The sequence below is a fragment of the Anabaena sp. 54 genome (assembly GCF_017355725.1).
Lineage (GTDB): Bacteria > Cyanobacteriota > Cyanobacteriia > Cyanobacteriales > Nostocaceae > Dolichospermum > Dolichospermum heterosporum.
In genome coordinates, this window is the sequence record NZ_JAAVWA010000058.1 from 1 (window position 1) to 11,859 (window position 11,859).

Annotated in this window: 12 protein-coding genes and 2 pseudogenes; 9 read left to right on the forward strand and 5 right to left on the reverse strand. The window is 38.0% G+C overall.

Annotated features, from left to right (window positions below):
• Nucleotides 1-114 precede the first annotated feature (114 nt).
• The 3 genes from HEQ36_RS25520 to HEQ36_RS25530 all read right to left on the reverse strand — a co-directional run bounded on the left by HEQ36_RS25520 (nucleotide 115) and on the right by HEQ36_RS25530 (nucleotide 2,304).
• The gene (locus tag HEQ36_RS25520; protein ID WP_053538990.1) at nucleotides 115-1,290 is read right to left on the reverse strand and encodes a TRC40/GET3/ArsA family transport-energizing ATPase; all 1,176 of its coding nucleotides are present in this window, start codon (nucleotides 1,288-1,290) and stop codon (nucleotides 115-117) included.
• A gap of 42 nt (nucleotides 1,291-1,332) precedes the next feature.
• Nucleotides 1,333-1,725, reverse strand: a complete 393-nt coding sequence (locus tag HEQ36_RS25525; RefSeq protein ID WP_168636047.1) for a DUF2358 domain-containing protein — start codon at nucleotides 1,723-1,725, stop codon at nucleotides 1,333-1,335.
• Between the two features lie 75 nt (nucleotides 1,726-1,800).
• Nucleotides 1,801-2,304 (reverse strand): hypothetical protein, encoded by a 504-nt coding sequence (locus HEQ36_RS25530; protein ID WP_168636048.1) that lies wholly within the window; start codon nucleotides 2,302-2,304, stop codon nucleotides 1,801-1,803.
• A gap of 458 nt (nucleotides 2,305-2,762) precedes the next feature.
• On the opposite strand from HEQ36_RS25530, the gene HEQ36_RS25535 reads away from it, so the two are divergent.
• From HEQ36_RS25535 to HEQ36_RS25560, 6 genes and pseudogenes are all read left to right on the forward strand, one after another.
• The gene (locus HEQ36_RS25535; RefSeq protein ID WP_053538987.1) at nucleotides 2,763-3,476 is read left to right on the forward strand and encodes a PspA/IM30 family protein; all 714 of its coding nucleotides are present in this window, start codon (nucleotides 2,763-2,765) and stop codon (nucleotides 3,474-3,476) included.
• A gap of 10 nt (nucleotides 3,477-3,486) precedes the next feature.
• Nucleotides 3,487-4,407, forward strand: coding sequence for a phosphate ABC transporter substrate-binding protein (locus HEQ36_RS25540; protein ID WP_168636049.1), 921 nt, complete (start codon nucleotides 3,487-3,489; stop codon nucleotides 4,405-4,407).
• Between the two features lie 101 nt (nucleotides 4,408-4,508).
• Nucleotides 4,509-5,147 carry a 1-acyl-sn-glycerol-3-phosphate acyltransferase gene (locus tag HEQ36_RS25545; RefSeq protein WP_039202124.1) on the forward strand — a complete coding sequence of 213 codons (639 nt, stop codon included), beginning with the start codon at nucleotides 4,509-4,511 and terminating at the stop codon, nucleotides 5,145-5,147.
• Nucleotides 5,148-5,244: 97 nt separating this feature from the next.
• The gene (locus HEQ36_RS25550; RefSeq protein WP_168636050.1) at nucleotides 5,245-6,345 is read left to right on the forward strand and encodes a HindVP family restriction endonuclease; all 1,101 of its coding nucleotides are present in this window, start codon (nucleotides 5,245-5,247) and stop codon (nucleotides 6,343-6,345) included.
• An 11-nt stretch (nucleotides 6,346-6,356) separates the two neighbouring features.
• Entirely contained in the window at nucleotides 6,357-7,310 is a 954-nt protein-coding gene (locus tag HEQ36_RS25555) for a DNA cytosine methyltransferase (RefSeq protein WP_168636051.1), read from the forward strand.
• Nucleotides 7,311-7,346: 36 nt separating this feature from the next.
• A pseudogene (locus tag HEQ36_RS25560) lies at nucleotides 7,347-7,469 on the forward strand (1-acyl-sn-glycerol-3-phosphate acyltransferase); the annotation flags it as partial.
• Nucleotides 7,470-7,576: 107 nt separating this feature from the next.
• Here HEQ36_RS25560 and HEQ36_RS25565 read toward each other — a convergent pair.
• A complete protein-coding gene (locus HEQ36_RS25565; protein WP_168636052.1) occupies nucleotides 7,577-7,795 on the reverse strand; it encodes a hypothetical protein in 219 nt (72 codons plus the stop codon).
• Nucleotides 7,796-7,993: 198 nt separating this feature from the next.
• Between HEQ36_RS25565 and HEQ36_RS25570 the strand changes: the two genes are divergently transcribed.
• Nucleotides 7,994-8,290, forward strand: coding sequence for a DUF2288 domain-containing protein (locus tag HEQ36_RS25570; RefSeq protein ID WP_039202125.1), 297 nt, complete (start codon nucleotides 7,994-7,996; stop codon nucleotides 8,288-8,290).
• Nucleotides 8,291-8,424: 134 nt separating this feature from the next.
• On the opposite strand, the gene mnmE is transcribed toward HEQ36_RS25570, so the two are convergent.
• Complete coding sequence (gene mnmE / locus HEQ36_RS25575) at nucleotides 8,425-9,819, reverse strand: tRNA uridine-5-carboxymethylaminomethyl(34) synthesis GTPase MnmE (protein WP_168636053.1); 1,395 nt, start codon at nucleotides 9,817-9,819, stop codon at nucleotides 8,425-8,427.
• A gap of 98 nt (nucleotides 9,820-9,917) precedes the next feature.
• On the opposite strand from mnmE, the gene HEQ36_RS25580 reads away from it, so the two are divergent.
• Both HEQ36_RS25580 and HEQ36_RS25585 read left to right on the forward strand, forming a co-directional pair.
• Nucleotides 9,918-11,354, forward strand: coding sequence for a TldD/PmbA family protein (locus HEQ36_RS25580; RefSeq protein ID WP_053538983.1), 1,437 nt, complete (start codon nucleotides 9,918-9,920; stop codon nucleotides 11,352-11,354).
• Between the two features lie 154 nt (nucleotides 11,355-11,508).
• A pseudogene (locus tag HEQ36_RS25585) lies at nucleotides 11,509-11,721 on the forward strand (Uma2 family endonuclease); the annotation flags it as partial.
• Nucleotides 11,722-11,859: the final 138 nt, after the last annotated feature.

Below are 11,859 nucleotides of genomic sequence, written 5' to 3' on the forward strand. Positions count from 1 at the left end.
GAGGGAAAAGGAATAACATTTAATACTGGAGAGGTTTACCAGAGGGGTTTGTTTATACATTAAAAACTTTTCAAACACCCTCTAAGTATGGGCTGGGTTTCCCCGCCCCAGTTTCTATTCAGCGAAGCGAATTTTCAGATAATCATCTTCCATTTTTGCTCCTGCTGGTTGCAGTGCAGCTAAAGCTTGAGGTAATACTAAATTACGGCGATGATTGCCAATAGTAATATTTAACTCATCTCCAGTTTTACTTAATTGCACTTGGCTTTTGGGAATATTCGGTAAATAGAGTTCTAAGCTGTATTGGTTATTCTCTTGGACAACTCTGAGAGTAGTTTCTTTATAATAAACTTGAGTTGGATCTTCATCTTTGTAGAGAGTTTCTTTCAATCTTTCCAAAGCTGCCAAACCACACAATTCTTCAGAGTATAGAGGTACTTCTTTCACTGGCAAAGGTAAGAAATTATCATGAATTTCTTGACGGTATTGTTCTTGATTTTCCTTCCAGCGTTGGAAAAATGGATCTGTAACCTCTTGAGGAATAATCCGGTTAGCAATTACTAAATCTGTCGCTACATTATACAAACTCAAATAGGCATGAGCGCGAAGAGATTCTTTAATTACCATCTTTTCGGGATTGGTGACTAGACGCACAGAAGTTTGAGTATTGTCAGTTAAGACCTTTTCCAAAGCTTCAATCTGCTCATAAAACTCATAGGGTGCGTCCATTACCTCCTTATCTGGTAAAGAAAAACCAGCAATAGGTTTGAAAAAAGGTTCTACCAGTGGTCTGAGGGCAACGGAAATATTTTGAAACGGTTTGTAGAAACGACGCATATACCAACCGCCAACTTCAGGCAAGCTTAACAGCCGTAATGCTGTACCAGTAGGGGCAGAGTCAATAATTAAAACATCATATTCTCCGTCATCATAATGACGTTTCATTCTCACCAGTCCGAAAATTTCGTCCATACCCGGTAAGATTGCTAACTCTTGCGCTTGTATGCCGTCCAAACCTCTGGCTTGTAAAACTTGGGTAATGTAGCGTTTCACAGCCCCCCAATTACCTTCTAATTCTTGCAGGGCATCTAATTCTGCCCCCCACAAGTTAGGACGAACGAGACGGGCATCATGTCCTAATTCTACGTCAAAGCTATCTGCAAGGGAATGGGCGGGGTCTGTACTTAAAACTAATGTCCGATAGCCGAGTTCCGCACAACGGAGTCCAGTGGCTGCGGCAACGGAGGTTTTACCCACGCCACCTTTCCCTGTCATTAAAATTACTCGCATCAATTATTCCTTATGCCTGGATTTTATTTACATTTATTTACATTATGATGGTTTTTTCCCAGAAATGAAATGTTGCTTAATTACATCTAAGCGAGAACAGTGCCAATAATCAATATGGGAAACAATTAAACCCTCGGCATTCAGACGTAATTCACTCCAGCCAGAAACAGAAATATAGGGTTTCCAGGGTAATGGGGAATTCCAACTCATTGTCCATTCAGTTTTAATAATTTCTGACTGAGATTGGATGTTATGTAAATCTAGTTTCAGATTGAAGAAAAAAGTTTGAATGAATTTAATCATCCATTTATAAAGTTCAATTCCCCGAAACTTGAAAACAGCATCTTGAAAATAAACATTGTCGGCATAAATGCTGTAAGTTTGATTTTCAGGAAATCTAGCATAATCGGCTTTGAGGGTTTCAATAATATTCATAAATTAAGAAAAGTAGGAGTTAGGAGAAAGAAAGAAGAAGTCAGACTGATTGATTCTGACTCGGTGAACTCTTCATCACTGATTTACAAAATTACCAATTACAGTTTGTAGCTTAACTCTAGCACAATCTCTTTCTTCTACAGGTAAACAGGATAAAGCAAATTCAAACTCATCTATCTTTTCAGTTAAGGCATTGACTAATTCTTGTTTACCTTCTTGTAGGCTAAGTTCGGATTTACCTAGATCAATTTCGACGGATTCTAAAGATCCTAAAGTTCCCACAATTAAACTATTTTTGCCATTTTGTTCTAAATCAAGTTGATCTTCTAATTCAGGGCTAATCATTTTTGATTTAGTAATTTCTAAAATCTCCTCAGTTGTACACTCTAAATCAGTTTGGGCTTCTCTTAATAGCTGTGCTGCTTCTTTCAGTTTTTCATTGGCTAGTTCTTCCATAATTTTTTTCTTCTCTAAAAGTAAAGATAATTCTTTTTGAGCGTCCAATAATTCTTGTTGCTGTTCAGCGATTTTAGCGGCTTGGCTTTTGATTTGATTTTGAATTTGTGCAAGTGTCATCATCAGCATTCCTTAAAAATTAATCGAGTATTTTTTGTGCATTTTTTCTCTTGTTGTTGTTTGTTATTTATTCACAAGTTAGAGATATTTGATCATCTTTCCCTGCTCAAGAATTTGGTGCGTTAAGCTACCGCTAACACACCCTACGGATATTTTGCATCAAACCGGATGTATATATAGCAGTTCTTAGCTGAGTGAAATACAAGAACCCCAACCCCCTCCCCGCAAGCAAGGAGGGGACTTATGATGTATTTCATTTAAGTACATACCGCTATATTTGGTTTTTGCCTACTTTAGACGGATTTTGGTAGATATTGACTACCCTACGCTACTTAAATATTGCTCAGAAATCATTGAGGATTCCTAGATATACTTAAAGAAATTGACAAACAATTGCTATGTATGCCTATATTAGAGTAAAAATATTACCATAACCACTCTCACTAAAATAACTTTCGGTTATGAAAAAAGCTGTCTACTGGATAATGGGTGAAAGGGCAGGAAGAACCATAGTTGGAACTTGGAACTGGTTATGGGGAATGCCTGTAGAGTCTGGTGGTAAGGTGGCTGTGGCAGTTGCTGAAGAGTCTCTTCAGTCAATGCAGGAAGCTGTTCAGAAATTGGCGGTTGCGGTTGCGGCTCAGGAAGGGGCTTATAAAACTGCCAAGAATAAATATGAGGCAAAAATTAAAGAATTTAATACCTTAGAGCAGCAAGCTATGGTTGCTCAAAAAGGTGGTAATGAAGAAGGTGCGCGAATGGCTATGAGTAAGGCGATTCAAACGGAGCAAATCTTGCCTAAACTAGCGGAAATGGTGAAACAGGCGGAAACGGCGGTCAAGGCTTCTAAGGATAAGCTGAACCGTGAGCGCATGAAGTTAGAAAGCTACAAAGCGGATATGCAAAATATGAAGGATATGTCAGAGGTGAATGAAGCTCTGGCGATGATTGCTAAGGTCAATAATGAGTTTGATATTGGCTCTGCTAAGAGTGATTTTGAAAAGGCTAAGGGGGCTGTGGAACGTCGAAATTTACAGACGGAAGCTTTGGCGGAATTATCGGAAAATCCTGCCGAAAAAATGCAAGCTGAGATTGAAAGTATGACATTAGATGACGAAGTTGCTCGTCGTTTGCAAAGATTACAAGATTCCCAATCTAAACAATTACCAGAATAATTAGGAATTTATGAGTCAGAGAAGCGGTCCACCTCCTATTGTGTTTATTTTGCTATTTTCAGGGCTTTTGGGTGGTGGTTACTGGTGGTTTTTTATGCGTAATCCTGCCCCAAATCCGACAGCTACGCAGCCAGAAAGTAATTCCCCTGCTGGTGAGACAACTACTCCCACTACTCCCACTTCTGCGGCTTTCCCGTTACCAACGACAGTAGCCAGTGGTACGACTGTAAAGATAGACGGTTCTACGAGTATGGTGACAATTAACCAAAATCTCAGGAAGGGGTTTGAGAAACAGTTTCCTGGTACGAAGGTAGAGGCTGTGGGGAATGGGACTGATAAGGGAATTCAGGATCTATTGGCTGGTAAAGTGGATATTGCGGCGGCTTCTAGACCTTTGACAGCACAGGAGCAAGGTCAGAAATTGAAGTCTGTCACCATAACACAAGATGCGATCGCTGTGATTGTCGGTAAGGCAAATCCCTTTAATAGAGGATTAACCAGTAGTCAAATTGCAGATATATTTCAGGGAAAAATTAATAATTGGTCAGCAGTGGGTGGTCTATCTGCGACTATCCGCGTCATTAATCGTCCAGCCATTAGTGGCACACATCAAACTTTTAAAGAATTAGTCTTAAAAGGAGCTAATTTCGGGACTACACCCAACATTACGACCTTACCCCAAGATGCGACCACTCCCTTAGTTCAAGCTTTGAAAACAGATGGTATCGGCTATGCGACTTTTGCTCAAGTTGCTAATCAGCAAACCGCGCGAGTCGTGGCTATTGAAGGCTTGACTCCAGAGGCGGCTAGTTATCCCTATAAGCGATCGCTGTATTATGTCTATAAAGACCCTGCTAGTGCCGGAGTGCAAGCATTTCTAGGTTATGCTACTTCACCTCAAGGACAACAGGCTTTAACATTAGGCAACTAATCTAGGAAAAATAAGCAGTTAGATTTAGGAGTTAGCGGTTAAAATGAGTTCTGACTCCTGAATTCTGACTTTTGTATTCTATTTTATTTATACTATCTTCTGTGACTAGAACTCGTGAACCCTTAATTAGTTTGGCACTGTATCACGCCTTTAAGTGGTCGGTGGTTAGTCCCGTATTACACGCATACTTTCGGGGCAAGATTTATGGCGCAGAAAATGTCCCCCAATCTGGTGCTGTCATAGTCGTTAGTAATCATGCTAGTTATTTTGACCCTCCCATAGTTTCTAGTTGTGTCCGTCGTCCCGTCGCGTACATGGCTAAGGAAGAATTATTTAAAGTTCCTGTTTTAGCACAAGCAATTAAATTATACGGCGCGTATCCTGTCAGTCGTGGCAGTGCTGACCGCAATGCAATTCGTTCTGCTTTAGAGTATTTAGCAAATGGTTGGGCTGTGGGTGTGTTTTTAGAAGGTACACGCACGAATGATGGTCGCATTCATGACCCGAAAAGAGGTGCAGCCCTCCTCGCAGCTAAGGCCAAAGCTCCTTTTTTACCGGTAAGTTTATGGGGAAGTGAGCAGATTTTACAACCGGGTTCTTCTCTACCCCGTTCTGTACCTTTGACTATTAGAATTGGTCAGTTAATTGATGCTCCCAGTTCTACTAATAAGGAAGAGTTGGAAAGAGTTACTCAAATGTGTGCGAAGGCAATTAATGAAATGCACGATTTGGGCAGGTAAAATTTATTATAGGGTAGGCAAGATGTCTACCCCACAAGAGTTTTCAGCATAAATAATAAATGCGTTTTTATGTAAGTTAATTATCAAATTCAGCCTAATGCAACCAGAAAATTTACAAGTAGGTTTATTTGGATTAAATCATTCTAATAGAGATTTTTCTCAAAGAGAAAGTTGGGGAAAGAATCAATTTAATAATTCTTTTCCTGCATCCTTAGCTTGTTATATGTATCAGAAAGGTTTAAAACTCAATTATTTAACCTTGGACAAGCAGCTAAAAATTCAGTATCAAGAAATAGATATTTCTCAAATATTTGGTATTACTCCTCTTTCTGATCATTTATTCTTCTCCTTTGAAAGTGACTATGTACCTTATAGAAAAATAGTTGTTGGTAAATTACCGCGAGTTGATTTAGTAACCCATGATCTTAGTAGAGATAATGCTTGTTTACGAAGTATAGAAATTAAATTAACTGCATTACCTGATAATTCCACTTATCGGTTACCAGATCATCAATACGGCTGTGAAATTGTTACCAGACCAGATACTATTGTCTATCTTGCTTTGAGTATTGCTCATGAATTTGAAAATTCAAGAGATAAATTACTCAATTATCTTCAACCTGTATGTAGTCAAATTGAAGATTGGTCAAGTATCCGTCAGGTATTGCCTTTTATTCCTCAAATTGTAGATAGTTTAGATACTTTAATAAGTGAGAATATAGCAATTCAATCTCCATTAGTCATGCAACCAATATGGAAAACGGTAGGTAAGACTTCCAAACTTTATCAAAACTGTTTAGATATTTTTGTCTGGAGTAACTTTGGTTTTACCCGGCTTTTCTTTGATATAACTAAAAGATTAGCTAAATCAGAAGAAACCATCCAAAGACCTATGCGTTCTGTGGTCTGGTTGGCAAAAATGTTATATGAATTTGCTCTTGTTGGTAAGATAAATCATAAATTAGTTATTGATACATTAACCTATAACACTAAGAATGATAAAGCCTTTGCTTTAAGTGGTTCTAATACTCGTCCTTATATGACTTGTGATAATTTAGTTAAACCCAGGATTACCAAAGAAGAAATTAAAAATATCATTTTAGGAGGAGGACAAAACTTTTTAAGTCCTGAAAGAAGATTTGATGCTATTATTTTCAGCAATCCAGAAATTTTTGATGATAGACTAAAAGAAATTTAATGAATATACAAATGAAATCATCTCCTTTAAAAGTCATAGATGTATTTTCCGGTTGTGGTGGATTATCACTAGGATTTCAGAATAGTGGATTTGAGATTGTTGCTGCTTTTGAAAACTGGAAATCTGCTATAAATGTTTATCAGCAAAACTTTAATCATCCAATTTTTGAATATGATTTGAGTCAGGTAAATAATAATTATTTAATATTTAAAGAATTATTACCAGATGTAATTATTGGTGGTCCACCGTGTCAAGATTTTTCTAGTGCTGGTAAGCGTAATGAAGATTTAGGGAGAGGAGATTTAAGTATTACATTTGCTGAAATAGTAGCTAGTGTTTCTAGTCAATGGTTTGTTTTAGAAAATGTAGAATTGTTTAGAAAATCTCACAAGTATCAAGAGTTTAAGCAAATTCTTAAATCTGCTGGTTATGGTTTAACAGAAAAGGTATTAGATGCTAGTTTATGTGGTGTACCACAAAAGAGGAAGAGATTTTTCTGTATAGGAGAACTTGGTGGTAAAGATGATAATTTAAAAACTTACCTAGAAGCTAATTTATCTAAAAAACCGACAACTATTAGAGATTATTTAGGAAATAGTTTAGGACTTGAATATTATTATCGTCATCCTAGAAGTTATCAAAGAAGAGCGATTTTCAGTATTGATGAACCAAGTCCAACTATTCGAGGTGTGAATAGACCAATACCTAAAACTTATCAACAACACCCCGGAGATGTTGCACCATTAACACCAGATTTGCGTCCATTAACTACTCGTGAAAGAAGTTATCTTCAAACTTTCCCTGATAATTTTATTTTTGCAGGTTCAAAAACAGATTTAGAACAGATGATTGGTAATGCTGTACCCGTTAAATTAGCAGAATATGTTGCTAAATGTCTGCTAATGTATATTGAAGATTATAATAAATACCACATATCTAATGTTATGATGCCACTGACTGTTTAAATAAAATTCATGACTTCTAAAAAATTGGTTTCTGAACCTTTGACTCTGAGAATTGGGAAGTTAATTGATGCTCCCATTTCTACTAAGAAAGAGGAATTGGAAAGGGTTACTCAAAGGTGTGCGAACGCAATTAATGCCATGCACGATTTGGGAAGGTAAAATTTTTTACGGGGCAGACAAGACCTGTATTGAGCCTGCGATGCCCTGAGCCTGTCGAAGGGTCGAAGTATACCTACCCCATAAGGGTTTTAATCAATATTTGCAGGTTATTCTCTGAGGTCGGACTCAGGTAAATGACAGATTAGCTCGCACTCCAGTACCCATTGAGCAGTGCAACGAGGATAACTGTTTGGATCACAAGACCACACTAGTTTATGGTGACAGTTTTCACTTTCCTCATCGTTGGGATTAGTTTTATTATTGTCAGGATTGTCTCCTGTGGGAGTGTTGTTACCTGTGGGAGTGTTGTTATGAGTTGTGTCCATAATTTAAGCTCCCTTTAACTTTTTTGAAATTTATTCTTAACTATTTTATCTACCAACTTACGGGCAAAAAGTAAATTACTACCGTATATTTTGTAATATTTATTTACATAGTTTCGCATCTTATAGGTATATCCCTGCACTAAACTAGGGCTTGCTGATCAGGTAAAATGAAACTAATAACTAAAAAAGTGGGGAATTATGTCGGAGTTACGGGAAAAATTACAGCAAAATCTTGATGAAGCCGAATGGGAGTGGTTAATTCCCCATGTCCAAAAAGATGCGGTGATTTTGGTAGCGGAGAATTTGGATTTATTAGATGTGGGAGAAGCGATCGCTAGTGATAATATTCTTTCAGTGCAACATTGGATAGATGAACAATTATTAGCCAAACCGACAATAGATCAGGTGGGAGAATGGAATCTCAACCGTGAGAAGCGATTTAATGCTCTGATTGTTGAACCTTATGTCATCATCAAAGAAATCATTGCTGCCTAAAATGCTGTCATTTTGAGAGTTTACAGCAATTCTCATGCAAGTGAGGTACAAGAAGTCAGAATTAAACGCAGATGAACGCAGATGAACGCAGATAATTTTGTACCTCATTAGACTAGGAAATGGAATAACTTATTTTATTTGCCAATACAGAATCTACTGAAAATCCGATCTAAAACTGATTCTGTGACTTCTTCTCCGGTGATTTCTCCTAATGCTTGAATTGCTCCTCTTAAGTCAATTGTCCAAAAATCTAAGGGTAATTTATCGGTGATTGTCATTTGCACTTGTGCTAAGTCAATCTTTGCTTTTGTTAAAGCTGCTGCTTGTCGTTGATTAATTGCTAAATCTAGATCAGCGGCTTGAACTTTTCCCTGTTGAACTATTTCTAAAATCGCTGTTTCTAAATTATCAATTCCTTGATTTATGGCTGCGGCTGTGACGATTTTGGATTTTGGATTTTGGATTTTAGATTGTAAAGTTTCTTGTTCTGCTGTTGAAATTAGGTCAATTTTATTAATGACTAAAATTACCGGACGGTGTTTTACCTGTTCATAAATTTCTTGATCTGCGGGTGTCCAACCTGCGGCTGCATCTATGGTAAATAATACCAAATCAGCGTCATTAGCGGCACGATGCGATCGCTCTACACCGATTTTTTCAACTTGATCTGCTGTTTCCCGAATCCCGGCTGTATCTAGCACTTGGACAGGAATGCCGCCCACAACTAACTGTGATTCTATCACATCGCGGGTTGTTCCTGGTAAGTCGGTGACAATAGCGCGATCGCTCTGACTCCAAGCATTTAATAAACTCGATTTTCCCACGTTTGGTCGCCCAACTATCGCCACTTTTAAACCAGTTCGTAATAATTCACCTTTGTCTTTTGTGGCTAATAATTTGCTAATTTCCGCTGTCACTTGCTCAATATCTGCAATAATTCTCTGCTGATCTAAAGGTGGTAAATCCTCCTCAAAATCAATTCTGGCTTCGATTTCTGCCAAAATATCTAAACAATTAGCCCGTAATTTGCGGATAGGTTGGGCTAATTTACCTTGTAATCCAGCTAGAGCCGTTTGAGCAGCTTGAGGTGATTTTGCTCCCACCAAATCGGCGATACTTTCCGCTTGGGTTAAGTCTAATCTACCATTTAAAAACGCTCTTAATGTAAATTCTCCCGGTTGAGCTAATCTTGCGCCATTTTCCAAACATAGTTGTAATACTTGTTGTACCGCCATAATTCCCCCATGACAATGGAATTCTACCACATCTTCACGGGTAAAAGAACGGGGGGCTTTCATTATTAATAATAAAGCCTCATCAATAATTTGCTTAGTTTGGGGTTGACGAATATAACCATAAAGAATCTGATGACTTGACCAAACTTGTCGCCCTGGGGCGTAAAATAGATTGTGAGCGATCGCCATTGCCAGATCACCGGAAACCCGGACAATACCCACACTACCCTGTTGAGGGACAACAGCAGTAGCGATCGCCGCAATAGTTCCAGTGTTAGCTAATAATTCCGACATGAACAGTTTTTCTACAAATTCAAAAACAGGCGATAAAGTGTAATATTAAACCACTAAAGTCCCATAGTATCGCAAAGTGGCATTAAAAATTAAAAATTATGTTGATTGAACTAAAAAAAGCAATTGCTCATTTAAATATCCCCGCAGATTGGGTAGGAATCAGAGCCGTAAAAACAACTTCTACAGATCATTCTGTCCGTGATGGTTTACCCCAAAGCAACGGTAAATCATTGAATATGGGAGCAATGATCGAAGTCATCGTTAATGGTTGTTTAGGTTATGCCGCTACCAACTCCTTACATATCTCCAGTTTACAAAAAGCTGCGGAAATCGCCTATAAACAAGCAATTGCAGCTAGTAAATGGTGGATATATCCAATTAGTGAAAATACCCGTCCTCAAGTCATTGGTGAATATAACTCACCATGTTTAGAACCATTTAACGCTATTACTCCCGGAGAAATCAACGATTTACTCATTCAGATTTGTCAGCAACTCAAAATTAGCGATAAAATCGTGCAAACCACAGCTACAGTCGGCACAGATCAAAAAGAAACTTGGTTTGTCAGTAGCAACGGTTCAGAAGTATATCAAAATATTTTATCTCTTAGTCATCATTTTGGGGCGATCGCTCAAGACGGTGCAATCGTCCAACAACGTAGCAACAACGGCGCTCACGCCAACTCTTATCAAGGAGGTTGGGAACTGTTTAAACACGATAACTTATGGCATCAAGTTCAAAAAGTTGGTGAACAAACATTAGAATTATTAACAGCAGAAGAATGTCCAAATACCCAAACTAACCTAGTTTTAGCACCAGATCAAATGATGCTACAAATTCATGAAAGCATCGGACATCCTTTAGAAATTGACCGCATTTTAGGAGACGAACGCAACTATGCCGGCGGTAGCTTTGTTACCAAAGATGATTTTGGTAAATTAGAATATGGTTCACCCCTGATGAATATCACCTTTGATCCTACAGTATCAGGTGAATTTGCCAGTTATGGTTTTGATGATACTGGTGCAGTAGCCAGCAAAGAATATGTAATTAAAAAAGGCATTTTACAACGTGGTTTAGGCAGTTTAGAAAGTCAAGCAAGAGCAGATTTACCCGGTGTTGCTTGTGCGCGAGCTTGTTCTTGGAATCGTCCCCCAATAGACAGAATGGCTAACTTAAATCTAGAACCAGGAAACGCCACCTTTGAAGAAATTATCTCAGGAATAGAACAGGGAATTTACATGGAATCCAACCGTTCTTGGTCAATAGATGATCAACGTTATAAATTTCAATTTGGTTGTGAATATGCCAAATTAATTGAAAACGGCAAACTTACCAAAACCCTGCGTAATCCTAACTATCGTGCCACCACACCAGAGTTTTGGCATAGTTTAATTCAAGTTGGAAATAACACTAATTGGCAAATTTACGGCACACCTTTCTGCGGTAAAGGAGAACCAAATCAAGCCATTTCTGTAGGACATGGTTCACCCGTTTGTGCATTTGCAAACGTCGAAGTTTTTGGTGGTGGTTAATGAATTTTCTGATTTAGGTTGTGGTGAGTTAAAGTAGGTTGGGTTAAGCGACAGCGCAACCCAACAAAAAGATTAAAGATTAATACATTATTATATTATTAATCTTGAATTAATGCTACAATCAACAAGTAACTACTTGATGCCATATCAATATAAATATCAACCTTTAGAACCCAATGAAAAAGGACATTTATGGAGTGAACAGTTAGGTTTATATTTAGGAATTCACCAAGGACTGTTAAGGTATTTTACCCCAGCAGGAGAGTTAGTTCCCACACCTGAAGAAACCGCAGAAAAAGAAGCGAGAAAATCAGAACGTTTAGCAGCAAAATTGCGGGAACTAAATATAAATCCTGATAGAATTTAATCCCGTTGCTAGGTTACTCTGTTGCTTAATCTAACAGGTTGTTTTAAACGTCTAAATTCAGATTAAGTAGGTGAACACAATAAAACCAAACTGTGTAAAGAAATGTAAAATCGCCTAAACCCTCTTCACTCTTGCCTC